The following is a 19,606-nucleotide window of genomic DNA, read 5'->3' on the forward strand; positions in this document are numbered from 1 at the left end:
CAAGTTCTCCAACTTAACGATAGCGGCTTCAGGCGTTGGACTGCTTCAGCCGCTTGCCGTTCTAGGCAATGCCTGGCGTAGGTGCGGCGCTGTCTGCTTGCTCTCCACAGGGTAGTGCAGGATGGATGTGCGGCTGCACCGCCGACACGGGTAAACCGTTCTTGCCGCCCGGCGGTAGCCTCAATCGGCTGTCAGGCCGAGCGCCTGCTGCAGGCAGCGTCTGAACAACTGCTGCATCGGTAGCTGCCTGTTGCTGTGCCGGCTGAGAAGCACCAGCTCGCGGTGAAATGTCGCGCCACCCAGGGACAGAATCCGAACCCTGGGCGCCTGCTCGAGCCAAAGCCCTGCTCTGGGCACAAGCGCAACGCCCAGGCCGCTCTCCACCATCTTCACGATCGCATCGAGTTCGTCGAGTTCAAGTCCGGGCCGCACATCGAGGCGATGTCTGCGCAAAAACCGGCTGACCTGCCGACCGCCGAAGGAGCTGCGGTCGTAGCGCACCAACGGCTGCTCCAGCAGCAACTGCAGAGGGTCATCGCCCGGCACGCCAGGCGGCGCAATCAGCACGAATGGCTCCCTCTGGATCAGCTCGGCATGCAGCTCCTTGGGCAACGCAAAGGGTGGTCGGATCACCACAGCCAGGTCGATCTCGCCAGCATCCACCTGCGATAACAGGTTCAGCGAAACCCCCGGCACCAGTTTGGGGGTGACACCCGGCGCCTGTTCGCGCAGTCGAACCAGTACCGCAGGTAGCAGCCCGGTTTGCACCGTGCCGATGGCGCCGATACGCAGCTCTCCGCGGTAATCGTCCAGCGACTCCGGTTGGCCCATCAGTGCAAATGTTTCCAGGATCTGTTCAGCCAGCGGCAGCGCTCGATGACCTGCCGCGTTCAGATGAGCCGAACGCCCGGTTCGATCGAACAGACGAAGGCCCAGTGCTTCTTCCAGATTTCTGATCTGGGCACTGACCGCCGATTGGGTCAGCCCGATAGCGTTGCCCGCCGCGGCAAAGCTGCCGCAGCGGGCAATGGCCAGGAACGTCCTCAGTTCGCGAATCATTGGGCCCTTCACTGATCGAAATTTTGATGGCTCGACACGAAAGATATCCGTTGTTGGTAGGCGCGACAAATCGGCAAGAATGCCGGACGGCCCCAAACCAAAAGGAAGCCCTGATGAGCCTTTCACCGTTTCACCTTGCGATCCCCGTGTACGACCTTCCTGCAGCACGCGCCTTTTATGGCGAGGTTTTTGGTCTCGCCGAGGGCCGCTCCTCCGACCACTGGGTGGACTTTGATTTCTATGGCCACCAGCTGGTGATCCACGAACACCCGCGAACCGCGTCCCAGGAAGCCGCCCACACCAATGCGGTGGATGGGCACGACGTACCGGTGCCGCATTTCGGCATCGTGCTGAGCTGGCCCGAATGGGAGACACTGGCCGAGCGCCTGCGCGCGCGCAACACCAGATTCGTGATCGAGCCCTATGTACGCTTCGAGGGCCAGGTGGGCGAGCAAGCCACCATGTTTCTCTTCGATCCCTGCGGCAATGCACTGGAATTCAAAGCCTTCAAGGACATGAGCCAGCTGTTTGCCAAGTGATCACGCGGCCGCCAGCCGGGCTCGATGTGCCCTACTCCAGCAGCGCGCCACCGCAGCTCGATCCCTGGCCGGCCGTGCAGGCATAGCAGTGGTCGCGCGTCACGATGGGATTGCCTTCGAAGCCGGTTGCGCTCAGCAGATCGCGCAGGTGTGCACGGTCCCGTTTCAGCAGCCCCGGCAGCGGCATGGTCAGCCCGAGCATCTGATTGAAGTCGCAGTCATACAGGTAGCCTTGCCAGTCGACACTCACAAGCGAGCGGCACATCACCGCATTCAGATTTTCAGGCCGGTAGCTGTCACGGAGCAGCTGCATGTAGTCGCTGAACTGTCCCTTGGACACCAGCGTGCTGCCGAACCGGGCGATGGGCTGGTTGGTGATCGTCAGAAGATGATTGAAGCGGATGCCGAAGTCCTCGGCCAGGTGGGCCTTGTATGCCGCCTCCAGCTCGGCCTGTGGTGGCGGCAGCGAGGCACCCTGCGGGTTGTAGACCAGGTTGAGGATGAGTCCGCTGCCCCCCTGCGCGTAGCCGCGCTCGTTGAGCTGCCGCAGCCCCGCGATGCTGGCCTCGAACACCCCATCTCCGCGTTGCTGATCGACGTTCTCCCGTGAATAGCAGGGCAGCGAAGCCGTCACTTCGACCCCCTGTCCGGCAAGGAAATCGGCAAGCCCCTCGTAGCCAGGCTCACCGAGGATGGTCAGGTTGCAGCGGTCGATCACACGTAGCCCTTCGCCACGCGCATATACCACCAGCTCGCGGAACCGCGGGTGCATTTCCGGCGCCCCGCCGGTCAGGTCAAGGGTTTGCACCTGATGCCTGTCGATCACCTGATGCAGCAGGGCCAGACTCTCGTCAGTCATCGCCTCGGTGCGCGTCGGCCCGGCATTCACGTGGCAGTGCAGGCAACGCTGGTTGCAACGGTAGGTCAGGTTAATCTGCAATGCTTCGAGACGGCCGCGACGAACCGCAGGAAAGCTCAAGGCATCGAGCAAAGGTAAGGTGTCACGCATGCTGGGCTCCCGCTTCGATGGCCCGTTTTGGATGATGTCCTGGCCAGCCCTGCCAGGTGCTCCCCTCGCCAGATCGGCACCGCTCAAGCATAGTCGACCCTGCCGACCGATCCTGCGGTCGTGCCAGTAAGGGAGTGCAGCCGTGTCGCAGATGCCGTCTCAAGCCCAAGCCGCCACCCTGCCCGGGCTGGTCCTGCTGTGCAAGCGTCCCTCGCTGGGCCACGCCAAGCAGCGACTGGCGGCGAGCCTGGGCCAGCAACACGGGCTGATCCTGGCGCAGGCGCTACTCGACTGTGCCCTCGAAGATCTGCGTGACTGGCCTGGCCCGCGATTCATCGCGCCGGATGCAGCCGCACATCTGCTGTGGGCAGAATCGCTGGGCACCGAAGCGCACTGTGTGGCGCAGGTCGAAGGCAACCTGGGCCAACGTCTGAACGCACTGGATCGTCGTCTACGGGAACAGGGTCTGCGCCAGCTGATCTTTATCGGCAGCGATTGCCCCGCGCTGCGTCCAGACGACTACAGACAGGTCCGCATGCTGCTGCAGGAGCACGATACCGTGCTGCTCGACGCGAGCGATGGCGGCGTGGTGCTGATGGCCTCGAACCTGCCCTGGCCCAACCTCATGGCCCTGCCCTGGAGTACAGAGCGCCTCGGTGAAGCACTGGCGCAGCGTTGTCGGCAGGCTGGCCAGCGGGTCGCCAGCGCCGGTAGGTCATTCGATATCGATCACGCCTCAGACCTGCCGCTGCTCCAGCAGGCGCTTCAGGACGACCCACGCCCGGCACGCCATCAGCTGCTGGCGATACTCAACCGGCCGGAGATACAGGTCGATGCCTGAACGCCAGGGCATCAGCGTGATCATCCCCTGCTGGCGGGACGAGCAGCCCCTGGCACGGCTGCTGGACAGGCTTGTGCAACTGTTCATCACGGCCGCGATACCCGGCGAAATCATCGTCGTGGACGGCGCCCGCAGCGAGACATGCCAGGCCCTCTGCGAGCGCTTCGCCGCGCACTGGCTGCCAGCCGATCCCTGCCGCGGCCAGCAATTGCGCCTCGGTGCCAGTCGGGCCAGGTATCGGCTGCTGTGGTTTGTTCATGCTGACGCCAGCCTGCCTGGCGAGCCTCTACAGGCGATGCTGGATGCGTTGTGCAGCGGCGCGGCGGGCGGCTATTTCCGTTTTCGCTTCGCTGGCCAGGTCGGCTGGCAAGGGCAACTGCTGGAAACCCTGATCAACTGGCGCTGCCGTTTCGGCGTGCCCTACGGCGATCAGGGTCTGTTCGTGGACGCCAGCCATTATCGGAGTTGCGGTCAACACAGCCCCTGGCCGCTGTTCGAGGAAGTCGAACTGGTGAAGCGCCTGCGCAGATGTGGCCCCTTTATCCGCCTGGATGATGGCGTGCGCGTCGATCCCAGACGCTGGCAACGCGACGGCTGGTGGCGCCGCTCCCTGCGTAACCGCCTGCTTGCGCTCAAGTTCGCCTGTGGCGTGCCAGCAGAACGCCTGGTGCAACAATACGACAGGCGCAAAGGCTGATGGACTACCGTCGATAATGTTCGGAAGCGTTTCATTTCGACGGAGCGGCGTGCATGCATGGCTGATCCACAAAACCAATGCCGGTGACCTTCATGCGAGCTGAACCCATGGCCGCACTTGTCGCTCTACCCATCACTCCCTGCATCAGCACAGCCCCCCGGAGAGTCAATTGTTAGATCTTCAAGCCATGGGTTTGCCAGTAAGTGTCGGCGTGCTGATCGTATGCGCCGTGGTCATCGGCGTCGTGGGAACCCGCCTGACGCGCGTGGTGGATGAACTCGCCGATCGCACCGGTATGGGCGAGGCCATGGCCGGTGCGGTTTTACTGGGCATGGCAACGTCGTTGTCCGGGATCGTGCTCTCTGTTACTGCAGCTTGGCGAGGGCAGCCTGAGTTGGCAATGAGCAATGCGCTAGGCGGCATTGCGGTGCAAACGCTGTTTCTGACGGTCGCCGACCTCTGCCTGCGCCGAGTCAATCTCGAACACGCTGCGGCGTCGATCGGCAATCTCATGCAGGGCGCGCTGGTGTTATGCCTGCTTTCACTGATCATGGTGGGCAGCTATTCCCCGGATTTCACCGTATGGAGCATCCATCCAGTCACTCCGCTGCTGCTGCTGGGCTACTTCTACGGCTTGCGGGTGATTTCTACGGGCCAACACGAAGCCATGTGGCAGCCAACACTGACACAAGAAACCCGCGAGGACACACCTGACGACCAATCAGGTGATCATTCGCTCACATCGCTTTGGGTGCAGTTCGTAATCATGGCGGTCATTCTTGGCGTTAGCGGCTGGGTGCTTCAGGCCTCGGCCAGCGAAATCGCCGCCCGTACCTGGCTCAGCCAGGCGGCCGTTGGCGTGCTGCTGACGGCCGTGGTCACTTCCCTGCCTGAACTGGTGACTTCGGTCGCCGCGGTCAAACGTGGTGCGCTGACCTTAGCGGTTGGCGGCATCATTGGCGGCAACGCGTTCGATACCCTGTTCGTCGCCGCTTCGGATATCGCCTACCGGGACGGCTCTATCTATCACCACACCTCCAGTAGCGTGCTGCTGTGGGTGGCCTTGTCGATTTTGATGACAGGAGTGCTGCTGATGGGTCTGCTACGGCGTGAAAAACATGGCCTGGGCCGGATCGGCTTCGAGAGCGTGGCAATGATCGGGCTCTACTTCGCAGGCGTCCTGATGGTGCTCACCAGAAGCGAGCTTGGCTGACACTGGGCTAGAACAGCCCAAGCTGCTCGTCGATCAGCGCGCTGAAACTGTCATTCACGAACGGCAGGATGGCATCAGCGATGGGTTGCAGCTGGCGGCTGACATAGTGGTCGTAGTCGATCGGCGCGCGCCTCACCTCGAGCGGTTCCGGGCCGGCCACCGTGATCAGGTAGCTGATCCAGCCGCCATTCTGGTATTGCCGCTGCCGGCCCTGCTGCAGATTGTAATCATCGGCGATCCGCGCGGCGCGTACGTGGGGTGGCACGTTGCGTTCGTAGTCATCCAGGCGCCGCCGCAGCCGCTTGCGGAAGATCAACAGCTCGTCCAGCTCGCCCGCCAGGGTGCGCTGGACATAATCTCGCACGTAGTCCTGATAGGGTTGCCGGTTGAAGATGCGTCGGTACAGCTCCTGCTGGAACTGCTGGGCCAGCGGCGACCAGTCGGTGCGCACCGTTTCCAGCCCCTTGAACACCAGGCCATCGCTGCCATCCGGGCGGGTGACCAGCCCGGCATAGCGCTTCTTGCTGCCCTCCTCCGCGCCGCGAATGGTCGGCATCAGGAAGCGCCTGAAGTGGCTCTCGAACTGCAGCTCCAGCGCGCTCTGCAGCCCGTAGTCACGCTGCAGATGATCGCGCCACCACACATTGACCTGCTGCACCAGTTGCTTGCCGATACGCGCCGCGTCCTCATCGCTGTGGGCGCGCTTGAGCCAGACAAAGGTGGAATCGGTATCGCCATAGATCACGCTATAGCCTTCGGCCTCGATCAGCGCCCGGGTCCGGCGCATGATTTCGTGGCCGCGCAGGGTGATGGACGAGGCCAGCCGCGGATCGAAGAACCGACAGCCGCTGGAACCGAGCACGCCGTAGAAGGCATTCATGATGATCTTCAGCGCCTGGGACAACGGTTTGTTGCCCTCGCGCTTGGCCGACTCGCGGCCTTCCCAGACGCGCTCGACGATAGCCGGCAGGCAATGCCGCGTACGCGAGAAGCGTGCACCCCGAAAGCCGGGCACCGAGTCGCTGTCTTCCGGTTGGCGCATGCCCTCGACCAGCCCTACCGGGTCGATGAGAAAGGTGCGGATGATCGAGGGGTAGAGGCTCTTGTAATCCAGCACCAGCACCGATTCGTACAGGCCCGGCTGCGAATTCATCACGAAGCCGCCGGGGCTGGCCTCCGGCGGCCGCTCGCCAAGATTCGGCGCGACGAAGCCCTGTCGATGCATGAGGGGAATGTATAGATGCTCGAACGCCGCCACCGAGCCGCCCATGCGGTCAGCGGGAAGCCCGGTGACCGTGGCGCGTTCGAGCAGAAAGGTCAGCAGCTCGGTCCTGTGGAAGATTCGCGTGACCAGCTCGCAATCCTTGAGGTTGTAGCGCGCCAGGGCCGGCTTGTCCTCCGCGAACATGCGGTTGATTTCGTCCATGCGCTGGTACGGCGTGTCGATGGCCTTGCCTTCACCGAGCAGTGTCTGCGCGACGTTTTCCAGGCTGAACGAGTTGAAGCTCCAACTCGCCGAACGCAGCGCCTCGATGCCGTCGATGATCAGGCGGCCCGCTGCGGCGGCGAAGAAGTGATTGCCGCGACCACCATGCTCACGCCACGCCATCTCCTCCCCACCCCGGCCCAGGCGCAGCGGCACCTGATAGCGCTGGGCCTGATCACGCAAGACGCGCAGATCGAACTGCACGAGATTCCAACCGATGATGGCGTCGGGATCATGCAGCGCCATCCAGTCGTTGAGCCGCTCGATGAGCTGCTTGCGGCTGTCGCAATAATCCAGCTGAAAATCCACCGAAGCACTGTCGCCATTGGCCGGGCCGAGCATGTAGACCTGACGCTGCCCACAGCCTTCCAGGCCTATGGAATACAGCTCGCCACGCATGGTCGTTTCGATGTCCAGCGAAACCAGCCTGAGCTGCGGCCGGTAGTCCGGAGCAGGCTTGATCTGCGCCTCCAGCAGCACGCCGCCCGCATTCGGCTGGCCGGTAAAACTCACCGGTGCGGTGATAAAGCGCTCCATCAGGTAGCGCTCCGGCGGGCGGATGTCGCCCTCGTACACATCCAGTCCTGCACCGCGCAGGCGCTTCTCCAGATTCATCAACTGCCGATGCTGATTGCAGTAGAGGCCGAGTACCGGGCGATGGCGGAAATCGGTCAGCTTCAACGGTCGCAACTCCACGTCGCGCTCGCCCTCTAGCAGCAGCTCGACCTTGCGCTGCTGCTCTGCCGGGATGAACGCCACCGACGGCTGGTTCGGCACACGGACCCGACGCGGCCCGGAATCGGTCGCCAGCCAGAACTCCACCTCGGTACCCGCCGCGGTGTCGCGCCAGTGCCGGGTCAGGACGAAGCCCTGCTCTAGTTCCACCGTCCGCCTCTCTGGTGTCTGTCTCTGAGCGGACCATTCTACGTGTCATTGCTCTGCCAGACTCGGACAGCAAAGCGGAAGCGGTGACCGCCTGTGCATGGCCAGCAGCCATTCGCTGTATGCGCTCTACGTCAACACGCGCGACGCGAGCTTCGGCAGGTACGGCAGCTAAGCAGGCGCTGTGCCTTTCGCACCGACCTCGCTCCTACAGGTTGGCGTACGAACCAAACGCCCCGATCGTCAGGCGACCGATGCATCCTCGCCCAGGTGAATCACCCGTGCAGCGCGCAGCATGCACCTGGCCATCTCCGGTGGCGAGAACTTGGTGAGGATGTCATTGGCCCCGGCGGCCTTGGCTTTGTCGGTACTGATGGTGCTGTCCAGCGAGGTGTGCAACAGCACATAGATGGAGGCGTAATCGGGATGCTTGCGCAGGGACTGGGTAAATGAATAGCCATCCATTTCCGGCATCTCGATGTCGGAGACAACCATGTTGATGGCGTTGTAGCCCCCCTTGAGGCTGTCCAGCTTCTCGAATGCTTCGCGGGCGCTGCGGACTGCATGGCAGGTGACACCCATTTTGCTCAGGGCCGACACGGACATGTGCAGCGCCACCTGGCTGTCATCGAGGACCAGCGCCCGGGTCTCGGTGAGTAGCTGTGCGTCCTGGTCATCCAGCTCCGAAATGTCCGCATCGACCGGAGCCGGCGCAATGTTGTGAATGACCTTTTCCACGTCGAGAATCTGGATCAGCTCGCCATCCACTTCGGCAGTTCCGGTGATGAAGGAGTTGGACCGTGCGCCATAGGGCGGCGGCAGGATTTTCGAGGACTGGATGTGTACGATCCTGACCACGGCCTGAACATGCAGGCCCTGCTTCGAGCGGCTGATTTCGGTGACGATCAGGCAACCGCCCTTGGGGTCCTGCAACGGCGCCATGCCGATGGCCATGCTGAGATCGATCACCGACAGCGGATGCCCGCGCAGCGTGGCTACACCTCTTACATGCGGGTGTGATTCGGGCAGACGAGTCAGCGAAGGGGTCGGGATGATCTCGCTGACTTTCAACAGGTTGATCGCCATCTGCTTGCCGCTGCGCAGCGTGAACAGCAGAAGCGATAAGGAATCGGTGGCGGATAGGTTGTTCATGTTTCGTCCTGATGGGAAAGCCGGTCTCGTGCCGAGATATCACCTCGCTCCTGTCTTGTCGGCAGGCCCGGCGGTTTCTTCAATCGGTTATGTCTGCCTCCGACGAGATGGCTGCGCGGCGCGGTCAGACGCGCTCAAAGATCGCTGCGATCCCTTGCCCTCCGCCGATGCACATGGTCACCAGCGCGTAACGCCCACCTGTCCTTTGCAGTTCATGCACCGCCTTGACGGTAATGATCGCCCCGGTTGCGCCGACCGGATGCCCAAGGGCGATGCCCGATCCGTTGGGGTTGACGCGCGCCGGGTCCATGCCAAGTTCCTGCATCACCGCGCACGCCTGGGCGGCGAAGGCTTCGTTGGCCTCGATCACGTCCATATCGTCAAGACTGAGACCGGCGCGTTCCAGCACCTTGCGCACCGCCGGCACCGGACCAATACCCATGTATGCCGGATCCACGCCGGCATGGGCGTAACTGACAAGTCGCGCCATGGGCGTGAGGCCCAACGCTCGCGCACGTCCGGCTTCAGCCAGGACCAGCGCCGCAGCGCCGTCATTGAGGCCCGAGGCATTGCCCGCTGTCACCGTGCCGTTGTCCGTGCGGAAGGCCGGCTTCAGCGCAGCAAGCCGTTCGATGGTCAGGTCAGGACGCAGATGCTCGTCGGTTTCGAATAGCGTATGGCCCTTGTGCGCCGCAACCTGGACCGGAACGATCTGGTCGCGAAAATAGCCATTTTCCACGGCGCGTGCCGCGCGCCTCTGGCTCTCCAGCGCCAGGGCATCCTGCTGCTCGCGGCTGATGCCATAGCGCTCGGCCACGTTTTCGGCCGTCACCCCCATATGAAACTTGCCCCAGGGATCGTGCAGCAGGGTGTTCATATAATCGACCGCCTGGCTATCACCCAGCCTCGCACCCCAACGCAGGTTCGGCAGGATGAAAGGGCCACGGCTCATGCTTTCCGCCCCGCCGCCAATGGCCAGGTCGGTATCACCCAACAGGATCGACTGCGCCGCCGAAATGACCGCCTGAAGCCCCGAGCCGCAGAGCCGATTGACGTTGTAGGCAGGCGTCTCCAACGGAATGCCGGCATCCACCGCGGCAACGCGCGCCAGGTAGCCGTCCCGTGGTTCCGTGGGTATCACATTGCCTATCACCACATGGCCGACGGCGTCCGGCGGCGTACTGGATCGTTCCAGCACGCCACGGCAGACGGTCGTGGCGAGGGAGATCAGGTCCACATTCTTCAGCGCACCGCCAAAGGAACCGATCGGGGTTCGCACTGCGCCAACAATCATGATTTCACGTTCAGCCATGCAGTCCTCATCTCGGAAAGAGCCAGACACGCCGATGGGTCCGGCGACAGAATCGCCCGATCCTAGCCGAGTGAGGCAAATGAACAATACGCACAGGTGCAGAACGGCTCTGCATCCTTGCAGAACCGGGCAGTCGGGTCGCAGGCGCCATCCTTGATGAGCCGCAGGCCATCGCCTACGGATCGAGAGGGCTGTTGGCGGTCAGGGCGCGGACGCCGGCTGAGGCATCATGGCATCTGTCGCGATCAGCTCGCCCCCTGTATGCCGCGCCGCCTTCTCCGCCTTTTTCCGGGCACTGATGGTAGCGACACACTGGTCGTCGTTATTGAGAATGACGATGCACTCCAGGCACTGGATGCACTCGTCATAGTCGATGCGCCCGTCGCGCCTGATCGCGCCGATTTCGCAGCTGTTCTTGCAGTGCTGGCAGGGTTGCCCACAGGCGTCGATGCGCTTGAGCCATGCGAACAGGCGAAACCTGCCGAGGATCGCCAGCCCGGCCCCGAGCGGGCAAACGTATCGGCAGTAGAACTTGTGCACAAACAGGCCGAGCCCTAGCAGGATTGCCGCGTAGAGCACGAACGGCCAGGAACGCATGAAGAACAGGGTAATGCTGGTCTTGAACGGTTCCACCTCTGCAAGCCGTTCGGCCAGCGTCAATGAATAAAAGGCCACCGGCACCAGTCCGATCAAGATCAGGTACTTCAGCCACTGCAGACGCAAGTGAAGGCGGTCGGATACTTTCCACTGACGGATGCGCAGTCGCTTGGCAAGCCAGCCGAGCATCTCCTGCAGCGCGCCGAACGGACACAGCCAGCCGCAGAATACCCCGCGGCCCCAGACGAATAGACTGACAAAGGTGAAGCTCCAGAGGATGAAGATCACCGGGTCCATCAGGAATACGCGGATATCGAAGTCCTGCCACAGCGCCAGGAGCAGTGTGAAGATGTTGACCACCGATAGCTGGCCCTGGGCGTACAGGCCCACGAACACCAGCGTGAATATCAGAAAGCCGGCGCGAAACAGATGAAAGCCCCGGCTATGCCGACTGATGCGGTGCTGCCAGACGAACACCCCGGTCAACAGGACGAGCGCCACGCCGAGCACGCCGATCTGCCACCAGCGCTCCTGCCACATGCGCAGCCAGATAGGCGTCGGCTCCACGACTGCCTCTGCCTCGGCGATGTCGAACAGCTCGCCATCGAGCTGGAAATCCCGGGTGAAAGGGGTGCTGCTTTCCACCAGATGGTTGCGCCGCAGGCTCACATTCAAACGCAATCCGGCCGGTTCAGCCGGGTTGAAGGCGTTATGCGTCTTGATGCGAAAGACATTGGCCTCGAATCCATCCAGCGGCGCATCGAGCAGCTCCATCACCGCGCCGTTGTTGAAGTTCATGTCGTGCAGTTCGATGGCATGCTCGTTCTGCATCAACACCAGGCGACTCGGCGAAGTGGCGGGAACGAAGTCGTCCGGTACGTGGCGGTACATGCCGGAAGACAGCACCAGCAAGGCCTGCTCGCCAGGCTTGAGCTCTTCGTTGAGCCGGGCGAAACCGGCCTCGCCGAGCAGGTTGCGGCCAATGCTCGGCGCATTCAGATAGGCGAAATAGAGCTCGCTGAATGGCTGCGCGTCGCCTTCCGGATCGATCTCGAGGTATCCCTCGAGGGACCCGAGCACCTGCTCGACCTCTTCGCGACTGACCGTCCAATGCTGCAGATAGTCTCGCTCGAGCAGTTGCGCCCAGGTGAGGGGCTCGTACAGATCGGGCCTGGCGGTCGCCAAGGGACCACTGGCGAACCCTTCGAGCAACTTCCGCGCAACTTCCAATGCCGAGAGCAGAACGGTTTCGTTGAGGATCACCACCGACACGGTCGCCTTGCTCACTCCGTCGAGTCGGGTCACCGAATCACCTTCACTGGCGGCGCCCTGCCCGCTCCCAACCACGATCGGTTTGCCTATCGATTGCTGCCGGTACTGCTCGACGAAGTCGAACAGTGACTGTTCGCCAAGGCCATGCAGGAACACAGGCTCGTGATGCTCCAGCACCCTTACACCAGCAAGCACACCCGCGGTGTCCATGCCAATCAACAGCCGGATCGGCTTGCCGGAGAAACCCTGCAGATTGGAATAGTCAGCGGATTCGAAGGCGTAGCCGAGCAGCTCGTCGAGCTGGAAGACGCTGTATACGGGCGGATTATCCTGCTTAGGCTCGATGCGCGTTGCCTTGGGAAACAACTGCTGGATCTGCTCGTCCAGCGCCTGGGCAAAAAGCGCCGGGCTGGCCAGTGCGCACAACAGCAGTAGCATGCGCGATACGAGGCTGACGCTGCGTGCCATGACTGCCTCTGGAGTTGTTGTTATATCTGCATGCTAACCATCGCTCATCGCACCGCTATGCGACTTGCGGGCCGGGAGGGCAGTACTTCGGTCTAATGGCTTCGCCTACCGTTAGCGGTCGTCCATCGTCGTCCGCCGTGATGCGCCCGTCGCGAGCGCTCTTCACGACGGAACGATGCACGCTGGTATCGGGCCCAAGCTAGACAACCCAGCGGAGGCCCAGCGATGACCAAGGCAGTCAAACCGGACGCCGAAAAACCCTACTTCGACACGCCGGCACACATACCCAGCGGTAGCGATCACCAGATTCCGCACAGTCATCGACTGGTTTATCGGGACCACGATGTGATCGTCCATCTCACCGGGTATGAATACGAGACCTTTGGCGAAACCCTCTGGGCCGTCGGCGCCGAAGTAGTAAAGCAACTCGAGATCGTCGTCCCGGTAACCGTCGATGAGACACGGCACTACCACAGCTATGACGACGCCCTCCAGCGCGGTACGGAGCTGGGCAAACAGCTGGTAGACGCACTCTAGAAAATCATTTCAGCGGTCTCGCACCGCACAAGAACCGGAGGCACCTCATGAACAACAGCAACGCAACCGTGCGTCACGACGAGTCACAGCAGCGTTATATCCTCGAAGTCGAGGGCAAGGAGCTTGGCGTCGCCAGCTATCAGGACGACGGCGAGCGCCAGGTGTTTACCCATACGGAAGTCGATCCAAGCCTGGAGGGCCAGGGCATGGGAAGCAAGCTCGTCCGCGACGCACTGGACGACGCCCGCCAGCGCGGCAAGCGCGTCGTGCCGGTATGCGAATTCGTTGCGGCCTATGTGAAGAAGCACCATGACTGGGACGACATCATCGCGACTGAATAAAATCTCGGCGGGGCAGGCAGACACCGCAAGGCCGGGTACCATGCCGGCCCCCGAGTCGAAGGCAGCGCATGACCCGTACCAACCGAAAGATCGATAGTCTTCGCCGCCAGATTCCAGGTTTTGCCTGTGAGCCTGGCTGTCACGACTGCTGTGGCCCGGTCACCGCCTCGTCCGAAGAGATGGCCCGCTTGCCATATAAAAGCGCCGCCGAACACGACGCTGCGCTGGCACACTGGAACTGTGTGCACCTCGGTCCCAACGGTTGCGAGGCCTACGGCGAGCGACCCCTGATCTGCCGACTGTTTGGCACGACAGCAAGCCTGCCATGCCCCCGCGGCAGGGGTCCGGCTGCACCCACGACTGCACAGGTGGAAAAGCAGGTACACAATCTGATCGCCAGCACGCGGCAGGTGCTGGTCTAGCATCCCAACGAGGATCCGAGATAAATGCTGAGCAACGAACTGCGGAGCGAAGACATCCTGGTCGGCGACGGCAAAGCCGTGGTCAAGGGCGCCCTGATCACGACCCAGTACCGGGGTACGCTCGAAGACGGCACCACCTTCGACTCCTCATACGATCGTGGCAAGCCCTTTCAATGCGTGATCGGCACCGGCCGGGTGATCAAGGGATGGGACTTAGGCCTGATGGGCATGAAGGTGGGCGGCAAGCGCAAGCTCTTCGTCCCGGCGCACCTTGCCTATGGTGATCGCCAGATTGGCGAACACATCAAACCGAACTCGAACCTTTTGTTCGAAATCGAGCTGCTGGAAGTGCTGACCCGCGACGAGTGATTGTGACGCACCAGGCAGGGCACCAGAGATACAGGCTGCGGCCGTTCTGTTGTCATCACCATCGTCGTGACCTGCTTCCGCCGCCCGGACACGGCTGCCGAGCAGCTTCCGCTGCTCGGCAGGCCGTTATTGGGAGATCTGTCGCAGGCCATCGGTTGGAGATAGCCGAACTCCTGATCCATACCTCAGGCGTGAGCGGGCCGTCCAACCGAGGCCGACGAGGCGGTCGAGCCCATCGACTCGGCCACCACACCTGCCACCATGTCCGCTGTGATGGCGCTGAGCGTCCAGCCCAGATGCCCATGTCCCGTGTTGTAGAACACACAGGCTGAGCTGCCGCGACCGACCTTGGGCATCATGTTCGGCATCATCGGGCGCAAGCCCGCCCAGGGCACCACGTTCCGGGTGTTGACCCCAGGAAAGCACTCGGCGACCCAGTCCACCAGAGGCCGAATCCGGTCAGCGCGAATATCGCGGTTGTAACCGTTGAACTCGGCGGTGCCCGCCACCCGCAAGCGACTATCGCCAAGGCGGCTGGTCACCAGCTTGGTTTCGTCATCCAGCAGGCTGACGGTGGGCGCAGCGGCGCGGCTCGCCTCGTCGTCGAGATTGACGGTGATGGAATAGCCTTTCACCGGATAGATGTTCACCCGGTCTCCCAGCTGCGAGGCCAGGGCCCGGCTGGCAGTGCCGGCGCAGACGACGATGCCATCGAACCGCAGGCATTCTTCGCCGTCACGCATTCCAACGGTCACGCTGGCAGCTCTGCCATCGGTCGAGACACGCCGGACATCCTGACCATAGCGGCAATCGACACCCAGCCGAATGGCGGCTGCGGCCAGGCCATTGGTGAACTTATGAATGTCGCCGGTGGAATCGCATTCGGTGTAGTAGCCGCCGTAATACTGGCCGGCCAGGGTCGGCTCGATGGAGCGCATCTCGTCCGGCGTCACGCTGCGTCGTGGCAGCCCACCCTGGGCCAGCAAGGCAGAGACCTTGCCCGCATGGTCGAAACCCGCCTTGTCGCGGTAGATATGCAGGATGCCGACCTTCTTCAGGTCGAAGTCAATCCCCTCCTCCTCTGACCAGGCGAACAGATGCTCGCGCGCTGCGATTGCCAGTCGTGCGGTTTCGATGGTGTTCCGCTGGTAGTGCGGGATGGAACCGATGAATTCGGCAAACCAGGACAGCTTGTGCCAGCTGGGCTTGGGGTTGACCAGCAAGGGCGCATCACTCTTGAGCATCCATTTGATGCCCTTGAGAATGGTTGACCAGTGGTTCCAGACTTCGGCATTGGAGGCCGACAGCTGGCCGCCGTTGGCGAAGGAAGTCTCCATTGCCGCATAGCGATGCTTTTCGAAAAGGGTGACGGAAAAGCCGCGCTTGGCCAGCGCATAGGCCGTGGTGATGCCGGTGATACCGCCACCCACGACAGCGATCTTCTTCATGGTGCTACTCCAGATACGTCAGGGGTCAGGGCCTGCCGCGACATGCGGATCAGGTGCCCCCTCTGTTCTGGACCTGAGAGTTTCACGAGCGACGCTCGCTTGCTCCTTCGGTGCGGCGGGCGACGACTGCCCGGCGGCTCTTCAGAGATCAACAGTGAAATCGGTCCTTCTGCCTGAGAGTTTCCGGGGCGGTTGCTCCTTCGGCGCTGCACAGGGAAAAGCCGTTGCAGTCTCTCCCGATTTCACTCAACTGCCGCAAGCATGGGCTTCGGCAGAAGCTTAGGCGCGGAGTATGACAGAAACGCCTCGAGCCTGAGCAACCGAATCCACAGCAGACAACGTACCTGTCCGTTTTCGACCATGCTCAGGCGCCAACCACCTCGAGAAGGCGAGCGACATCCACCGGCTTGGTCATATGAATGTCGAACCCTGCTGCCAGTGCATTCTGCTTGTCGCTCGGCTGCCCCCAACCGGTAATGGCCACCAGGCGAACATCGGCATTGGTGGGATGGGCACGAATCAGCCGTGCGACTTCATCTCCCCGCAGCCCCGGCATGCCGATATCCAGCAGCACGAGCTCTGGATCGAGCTGCTGATAGCGCTCGTATGCCTCGATACCATCGAACGCCAGGTGGACCTCATGCCCCTCGAGCCGCAGGATTTCGCCCATGGTTTCGGCAATGTCACGGTTGTCGTCGGCAACCAGAATGCGCCGCTTGGACACTGTGGCGCTTTTCAACGCTTCGCCCGGCGCCCCGCTCGGGACCGCGGCCAGGGCCGGCAGCGTCAGGCTGAACTGCGCACCCTGCCCCAACCCCTCGCTGCTCACGCGAACATCAGCGTCATGCAGTCGCGCCAACCCCCGGGCTAGCGCCAGCCCGATTCCGAGCCCTGAGTTGACCTGGGCGCTGGCACTGGGCACCTGGGCAAAACGCTCGAAAATCAGCTTCTGGTTCTCCCGGGCAATGCCCAGGCCATTGTCAGTCACCGATACCGTTGCGTTCTCGCCATCATGCTCGACGAGAACCTGTATACGCCCGCCGTTGGGAGTGAACTTCGCCGCGTTGTTCAGCAGGTTGGTCAGTATCTGCTCGAGTCGAAGCGGGTCAGCGTCCAGCATCACCGGCTCCGTAGGCATCGCCACGTCCAGTGCATGCTGCTTGCTCTCGATCTTCGCTCTCGTGGTCTCGATGGCAGCCTCGACTATCGCGCGCAGGTCCAGCCGCTCCTTGCGCAGTGCCAGCTTGCCGAGGGTAATGCGGGAAATGTCGAACAGGTCATCCAGCAGCAGCGCCATATGCCGGACCTGGCGCTCGATGATCTGTTGGCTGCGTTGTTTCTGCGCATCGGATGCCGAGGGAGAACCGAAGAGGCCGGCTGCCAGGCGGATCGGTGCCAGCGGGTTGCGTAGCTCATGGGCCAGGGTAGCGAGGAATTCATCCTTGCGCCGGTCCGATTCGCGAATCGACTGCTCCTGCTGCTTGGCCTGGGTGACGTCGGCAAACCAGACGGCCAGGCTCTGATCGAACGGCGTAGCCACCAGGCGGATCCAACGTTCGCTGTCAAACGCGGTGCTGCGCAATTCCAGATCGCAAGGCTGCTGGAAGCGATACACATCCAGCAAAGTCGCCAGCGCTTGCGGATTGGCAGTCGGACCCAGCACCTCACGCAAGCGCCGCCCGGTGATTTCGGCAACCGAGCCACGCAGGCTTGATGCGCCCGTTGGGTTGATGAAATCAAAGCTGAAATCGCCGGTGTCGCCCGACTCAACTCGACATGGCGAAAGAATCGCGAACGGCACGGTTGAGGAGGCCAGCGCCACCTGCAGACGCTGTTCGAACAACCCCGCCTTGCGCTGTGCGCGGGCTCTGTCGATGAATACCGCAGCCAGGCCAGCAGTGAGATCGGCGAGATGAATCTCCCGCTCGGTCGGCGGCCGTGCCTCAGCCAGCTGCACCGTCAAGGTACCCAGCACTCCGTTGTCGCTGTGCCGGATCGGCGTGCTGTGCACCGAGCGGAACCCTTCGGTGCGCGAGATTGACACGAGGTCAGCAAAGCAGGGGTCGGTCTCGGTATCGACCACCACCACGCGCCCACCGCTTTTGGCCGCGGCGCCGCAGGCCCCGAGGCCGGGACGGATGTTATCCAGAAGGGCCAGCGAGTCGGCGGAAAAACCTCTGGAGGCGTGTATACGCAAAGGAGAAGAACCGTCGCTGAGTGCCAACAGGCCATGCGCAGCACCATGAAGGGTGCAGAGCGTATCGACGATCGCCTGCAGCTGGTCATTCAGCGCAGGCATCTGCAACAGCCGATTGCTCAGTGCCTGAAGGCGTTCCAGATCGCTTACCTGCTGAGTAAGATCCTGCTGCGCCAACTCCAGCCGGGACAACATACTGTCGCGCTCGGCCTCGCTGGCCAGACGAGCCTGTGCTGCGCCGGCAAGCGCGCGGCCAACCTCGCAGATTTCCTCGATCTCGCTCTCGGGGACCTGTACCGATTGGCCCTGGCCCAACGCCTGGGCGGCACGGCGCAGATGCCGCATCGGCGTATTGATCCGCCGCGTCGCGAACAGTGCCGCCGACACAGCCAGTGCAAGCGATAGCAATAGGCCGCCACCATAGAGCGTGAACGCCCGGACAGCGCCGGCTTCCACCACTTCAGTGGGGACGCCGGTGGCAATTACCCAGTCGGACGGCTGCAGACGCACAAACGCGGTGTAGACCTGCGCACCTTCCATGGTATTGGCGAGCCCGATGCCTTCCTCACTCGGATCATCCTGCAGCAGCTGCGCCAGCGAAGGAGAAGCCGGCAGTCCCATGGTCTCCTGATGGCGCAGCGAACGGGCGATACGCAGGCCGTCGGCATCCAGCACGGTGTTGACCCAGCCAGGCGGCAGCCTGCGGTTGCCGATCACATCAGCGATGGCCTGGGGTCTGAGCACTGCAGTCAGGATGTAGCGAGGCTCGCCGTCCTCGGGCACTACCACGCGCAAAGGGATGCCCCATACCCCGCCGGGCCCCTGGCTCATGCTGCCGACTTGCGGTTTACCTGTGCGTTTGAGCTCAGCAAAACTGGCGGGCTCGGCGATGGTGCTGGAGGCCGGTACGTCATCCAGGGAGACACGGGTGAGCACCTCTCCATCGGGACTGATGATCAGCAAGGCATACCAACTAGGTACGGAAGGCAGTACACGACGAACCAGGTCGGCAAAGGCTTCGATCTCACCGACGTCGAGCAAGGGCGATTGCGAAAGCGCCTGCAACAGGTTCAATGAACGGCTCAGCTCGACTTCGATTGCCGTCGCGGCAAGACGGGTGGCTTCGAGGCTGCGCTGCTCGGCCAGCTGCTTTTGTTCATTGACGATCAGGAGCAGGCCAAGCCCGGCAACCAGGGCAAGCGGCAGGATGCCGGCCAGCGCAATCATCAGTAGACGACTTCGCAACGGTACTGACCGGACTGGCTTCGCCCCTCTCGTCTGCATCAATCATTCCTACCGGATGCCCTGTCGGGCAGGGGACTTAAAAAAAGGTGCGGCACCAAGCAGGACGCCTTACTTTATGCGTCCTGTACCAGACGCACGCAAACAGTTGGAAAGCATCAGCCGTGCGCGGTTCAGTCCCGCATTAAGCCAGTTATTCCGAGATTAGTCCCAGTTAACGTTTCTATGGTGGACAAGCCCATGCTAGAGCTCAGACCCGGTTGCGAATGCTGTGACACCGACCTGCCGCCAGACTCACCGAACGCGCTGATCTGCTCCTTCGAGTGCACGTTCTGCTCGACCTGCGCCTCCTCGAAACTGGGCTTCATCTGCCCGAACTGTGGCGGTGAACTGATCCGCCGACCGCGACGCCCGGCCGCCAGGCTCGCCGGCAACCCGCCCTCGACTAACCGTGTATTCAAGCCGCAGGGATGTAGCCACTAGCCCTGTTCATCACCCCCTGGGACAAGCGACTCCGTCGATT

General features: G+C 62.5%; 17 protein-coding genes and 1 riboswitch. Of the genes, 9 read left to right on the top strand and 8 right to left on the bottom strand.

Features of this window, described 5'->3' with window-relative positions; translation table 11 throughout:
* Window positions 1-180 precede the first annotated feature (180 nt).
* On the bottom strand, window positions 181-1,059 hold the full coding sequence (locus tag AC4LFW_RS09170; RefSeq protein ID WP_491818771.1) for a LysR family transcriptional regulator: 879 nt from the start codon (window positions 1,057-1,059) through the stop codon (window positions 181-183).
* Between the two features lie 113 nt (window positions 1,060-1,172).
* Here AC4LFW_RS09170 and AC4LFW_RS09175 point away from each other — a divergent pair, with 113 nt between their 5' ends.
* Entirely contained in the window at window positions 1,173-1,598 is a 426-nt protein-coding gene (locus AC4LFW_RS09175) for a VOC family protein (RefSeq protein WP_491818772.1), read from the top strand.
* Window positions 1,599-1,629: 31 nt separating this feature from the next.
* On the opposite strand, the gene arsS is transcribed toward AC4LFW_RS09175, so the two are convergent.
* Window positions 1,630-2,607, bottom strand: coding sequence for an arsenosugar biosynthesis radical SAM (seleno)protein ArsS (arsS, locus tag AC4LFW_RS09180; protein ID WP_491818773.1), 978 nt, complete (start codon window positions 2,605-2,607; stop codon window positions 1,630-1,632).
* 151 nt (window positions 2,608-2,758) lie between these two features.
* On the opposite strand from arsS, the gene AC4LFW_RS09185 reads away from it, so the two are divergent.
* The 3 genes from AC4LFW_RS09185 to AC4LFW_RS09195 all read left to right on the top strand — a co-directional run bounded on the left by AC4LFW_RS09185 (window position 2,759) and on the right by AC4LFW_RS09195 (window position 5,358).
* Window positions 2,759-3,448 (top strand): DUF2064 domain-containing protein, encoded by a 690-nt coding sequence (locus AC4LFW_RS09185; RefSeq protein WP_491820187.1) that lies wholly within the window; start codon window positions 2,759-2,761, stop codon window positions 3,446-3,448.
* The gene (locus AC4LFW_RS09190) at window positions 3,441-4,145 is read left to right on the top strand and encodes a glycosyltransferase (protein ID WP_491818774.1); all 705 of its coding nucleotides are present in this window, start codon (window positions 3,441-3,443) and stop codon (window positions 4,143-4,145) included. The genes AC4LFW_RS09185 and AC4LFW_RS09190 overlap by 8 nt, the downstream gene beginning before the upstream one ends.
* A gap of 169 nt (window positions 4,146-4,314) precedes the next feature.
* Window positions 4,315-5,358 carry a sodium:calcium antiporter gene (locus AC4LFW_RS09195; RefSeq protein WP_491818775.1) on the top strand — a complete coding sequence of 348 codons (1,044 nt, stop codon included), beginning with the start codon at window positions 4,315-4,317 and terminating at the stop codon, window positions 5,356-5,358.
* Between the two features lie 7 nt (window positions 5,359-5,365).
* Here AC4LFW_RS09195 and AC4LFW_RS09200 read toward each other — a convergent pair whose 3' ends face one another.
* The 4 genes from AC4LFW_RS09200 to AC4LFW_RS09215 all read right to left on the bottom strand — a co-directional run bounded on the left by AC4LFW_RS09200 (window position 5,366) and on the right by AC4LFW_RS09215 (window position 12,527).
* Complete coding sequence (locus AC4LFW_RS09200) at window positions 5,366-7,729, bottom strand: DNA polymerase II (protein ID WP_491818776.1); 2,364 nt, start codon at window positions 7,727-7,729, stop codon at window positions 5,366-5,368.
* Window positions 7,730-7,969: 240 nt separating this feature from the next.
* The gene (locus AC4LFW_RS09205) at window positions 7,970-8,878 is read right to left on the bottom strand and encodes a chemotaxis protein CheV (RefSeq protein ID WP_491818777.1); all 909 of its coding nucleotides are present in this window, start codon (window positions 8,876-8,878) and stop codon (window positions 7,970-7,972) included.
* Window positions 8,879-9,002: 124 nt separating this feature from the next.
* The gene (locus AC4LFW_RS09210) at window positions 9,003-10,190 is read right to left on the bottom strand and encodes an acetyl-CoA C-acyltransferase family protein (protein WP_491818778.1); all 1,188 of its coding nucleotides are present in this window, start codon (window positions 10,188-10,190) and stop codon (window positions 9,003-9,005) included.
* A gap of 201 nt (window positions 10,191-10,391) precedes the next feature.
* A complete protein-coding gene (locus tag AC4LFW_RS09215; RefSeq protein ID WP_491818779.1) occupies window positions 10,392-12,527 on the bottom strand; it encodes a 4Fe-4S binding protein in 2,136 nt (711 codons plus the stop codon).
* A 225-nt stretch (window positions 12,528-12,752) separates the two neighbouring features.
* Here AC4LFW_RS09215 and AC4LFW_RS09220 point away from each other — a divergent pair, with 225 nt between their 5' ends.
* The 4 genes from AC4LFW_RS09220 (at window position 12,753) to AC4LFW_RS09235 (ending at window position 14,196) form a co-directional block, all read left to right on the top strand.
* A complete protein-coding gene (locus tag AC4LFW_RS09220) occupies window positions 12,753-13,064 on the top strand; it encodes a hypothetical protein (protein ID WP_491818780.1) in 312 nt (103 codons plus the stop codon).
* Between the two features lie 47 nt (window positions 13,065-13,111).
* On the top strand, window positions 13,112-13,405 hold the full coding sequence (locus tag AC4LFW_RS09225; protein ID WP_491818781.1) for a GNAT family N-acetyltransferase: 294 nt from the start codon (window positions 13,112-13,114) through the stop codon (window positions 13,403-13,405).
* A 68-nt stretch (window positions 13,406-13,473) separates the two neighbouring features.
* Window positions 13,474-13,827 carry a YkgJ family cysteine cluster protein gene (locus tag AC4LFW_RS09230; protein WP_491818782.1) on the top strand — a complete coding sequence of 118 codons (354 nt, stop codon included), beginning with the start codon at window positions 13,474-13,476 and terminating at the stop codon, window positions 13,825-13,827.
* Window positions 13,828-13,851: 24 nt separating this feature from the next.
* Window positions 13,852-14,196 (top strand): FKBP-type peptidyl-prolyl cis-trans isomerase, encoded by a 345-nt coding sequence (locus AC4LFW_RS09235; RefSeq protein ID WP_491818783.1) that lies wholly within the window; start codon window positions 13,852-13,854, stop codon window positions 14,194-14,196.
* Window positions 14,197-14,381: 185 nt separating this feature from the next.
* Here the strand turns inward: AC4LFW_RS09235 and AC4LFW_RS09240 are convergent, their stop codons facing one another.
* A complete protein-coding gene (locus AC4LFW_RS09240; protein WP_491818784.1) occupies window positions 14,382-15,644 on the bottom strand; it encodes a D-amino acid dehydrogenase in 1,263 nt (420 codons plus the stop codon).
* 151 nt (window positions 15,645-15,795) lie between these two features.
* Window positions 15,796-15,893, bottom strand: a riboswitch (glycine riboswitch).
* 115 nt (window positions 15,894-16,008) lie between these two features.
* The gene (locus tag AC4LFW_RS09245; RefSeq protein WP_491818785.1) at window positions 16,009-19,086 is read right to left on the bottom strand and encodes a hybrid sensor histidine kinase/response regulator; all 3,078 of its coding nucleotides are present in this window, start codon (window positions 19,084-19,086) and stop codon (window positions 16,009-16,011) included.
* Window positions 19,087-19,323: 237 nt separating this feature from the next.
* On the opposite strand from AC4LFW_RS09245, the gene AC4LFW_RS09250 reads away from it, so the two are divergent.
* Window positions 19,324-19,566, top strand: coding sequence for a DUF1272 domain-containing protein (locus AC4LFW_RS09250; RefSeq protein ID WP_491818786.1), 243 nt, complete (start codon window positions 19,324-19,326; stop codon window positions 19,564-19,566).
* Window positions 19,567-19,606 lie beyond the last annotated feature (40 nt).

The organism is Stutzerimonas sp. C6.4V, assembly GCF_058536345.1.

Coding starts and splice junctions, on each gene's coding strand:
- AC4LFW_RS09170 (WP_491818771.1), bottom strand. CDS start 1,059: ATGATTCGCGAACTGAGGACGTTCCTGGCCATTGCCCGCTGCGGCAGC.
- AC4LFW_RS09175 (WP_491818772.1), top strand. CDS start 1,173: ATGAGCCTTTCACCGTTTCACCTTGCGATCCCCGTGTACGACCTTCCT.
- arsS (WP_491818773.1), bottom strand. CDS start 2,607: ATGCGTGACACCTTACCTTTGCTCGATGCCTTGAGCTTTCCTGCGGTT.
- AC4LFW_RS09185 (WP_491820187.1), top strand. CDS start 2,759: ATGCCGTCTCAAGCCCAAGCCGCCACCCTGCCCGGGCTGGTCCTGCTG.
- AC4LFW_RS09190 (WP_491818774.1), top strand. CDS start 3,441: ATGCCTGAACGCCAGGGCATCAGCGTGATCATCCCCTGCTGGCGGGAC.
- AC4LFW_RS09205 (WP_491818777.1), bottom strand. CDS start 8,878: ATGAACAACCTATCCGCCACCGATTCCTTATCGCTTCTGCTGTTCACG.
- AC4LFW_RS09210 (WP_491818778.1), bottom strand. CDS start 10,190: ATGGCTGAACGTGAAATCATGATTGTTGGCGCAGTGCGAACCCCGATC.
- AC4LFW_RS09215 (WP_491818779.1), bottom strand. CDS start 12,527: ATGGCACGCAGCGTCAGCCTCGTATCGCGCATGCTACTGCTGTTGTGC.
- AC4LFW_RS09220 (WP_491818780.1), top strand. CDS start 12,753: ATGACCAAGGCAGTCAAACCGGACGCCGAAAAACCCTACTTCGACACG.
- AC4LFW_RS09225 (WP_491818781.1), top strand. CDS start 13,112: ATGAACAACAGCAACGCAACCGTGCGTCACGACGAGTCACAGCAGCGT.
- AC4LFW_RS09230 (WP_491818782.1), top strand. CDS start 13,474: ATGACCCGTACCAACCGAAAGATCGATAGTCTTCGCCGCCAGATTCCA.
- AC4LFW_RS09235 (WP_491818783.1), top strand. CDS start 13,852: ATGCTGAGCAACGAACTGCGGAGCGAAGACATCCTGGTCGGCGACGGC.
- AC4LFW_RS09240 (WP_491818784.1), bottom strand. CDS start 15,644: ATGAAGAAGATCGCTGTCGTGGGTGGCGGTATCACCGGCATCACCACG.
- AC4LFW_RS09250 (WP_491818786.1), top strand. CDS start 19,324: ATGCTAGAGCTCAGACCCGGTTGCGAATGCTGTGACACCGACCTGCCG.